Raw genomic sequence first — 1,181 nt, 5'->3', positions numbered from 1 at the left:
GGGGTGAGTGTCCTTGTATTACAATTATGGTATAACTGGTATCGTTATTATGATGCGAGTACTGGCCGTTATTTGCAGAGCGATTCTATTGGATTAAGTGGTGGTTAAAATACTTATACATATGTGGGCGGAAACCCTGTAAGCTTGGTTGACCCTATGGGGCTTTGTGCACAAGAGGGGAATAGTGATTTTGATTTATCCAATTATGCTGGGCCAATGTCTCCGCCAAAAACAGCAGGTGATAAGTTATCTGGCGCTGGTAAGGAGTTATGGCGTTTAGCGGAGGATATACCTGTAGAAGGGCAGGTTATTGGAGGCTTGAAGCTGGCTATGGCATTTGTTTTTCTCCGAAAGGCTAATGTCAGTATTACTTTTGGAGAAAACGCAAATAAAATCCAGCATACTTTTAGGCATACAGATGCATTAGGGTTAAGTCGTGAGGTAGTTCAGCAGTCTGTTGCAAAACATTTTTCAATGGTCCACTCATTGGTTCAAAATGGGAAACCGCTTAATCAAGTAATTGATGTAGCTGGTCAAAGAGTTCAATATTCAGCATTTAGGTTATCTGAAGGTAAATTCAATATAGGTCGTATTCATGGTGCCCCGTAAACCAACCAAAGATGAAAATAAACTTATCAATTATCTACTAGAAAAGTTCAATTCTTCTAGTTTAATTTCTGAGTGTGAGAGTTTTCTTGTCTCTTCTATGGATGATGGTGGAATGGGTAGTTTAAAGCTTTACCCTAAAGGTCTTCTTTCCGAATTTGATGGGCGAGTATTCGGCTCCGAATTAGGGGACTGCCATTTTAACGATGAAGATGGTGTCAAGGTTATCGCTACCATATACCTTGATGAGGAGGGCTGCTTGTTTGAGTTGGATATGTGGAAACAAGGCGACGAGCCTTTAATTCAGATCCCAGATTCTTTCGAATAACAAAGACATAATCGGAAAATATCTACTTAGACAGGCATGCCAAAAAGAAAATGACACTAAGTTTTATCGACTCTCGTATCGCCACGCCAACACAATCGCTAACAAGGTGTTAATGCAATAAAAAGCATCAAGAACCCAACCTTATAACGTAAGGTTATGTAGTTGAGCAGGAGTGATGGTGGGTAATGCGGGAAGGGCTTATTGCGGGTGGTTATTTAGGCGGCGCGCTTGGGCCTTTACCTGTGTT

The 1,181-nt window shown here is 41.1% G+C and carries 2 protein-coding genes; both read left to right on the top strand.

The genetic code is table 11. The features are described from left to right. Positions 1-144: 144 nt before the first annotated feature. On the top strand, positions 145-609 hold the full coding sequence (locus tag AC438_RS16390; protein ID WP_156317138.1) for a hypothetical protein: 465 nt from the start codon (positions 145-147) through the stop codon (positions 607-609). Beyond that, positions 596-934 (top strand): DUF6984 family protein, encoded by a 339-nt coding sequence (locus AC438_RS16385; RefSeq protein ID WP_082354231.1) that lies wholly within the window; start codon positions 596-598, stop codon positions 932-934. Before AC438_RS16390 ends, AC438_RS16385 begins: the two co-directional genes overlap by 14 nt. The last annotated feature ends 247 nt before the right edge of the window (positions 935-1,181 follow it).

It is taken from the genome of Marinagarivorans algicola (assembly GCF_001292705.1).
Taxonomy (GTDB): Bacteria; Pseudomonadota; Gammaproteobacteria; order Pseudomonadales; family Cellvibrionaceae; genus Marinagarivorans; species Marinagarivorans algicola.
Note: the sequence above shows the minus strand (reverse complement) of the source record. Positions and strands in the feature narration are given on the sequence as shown.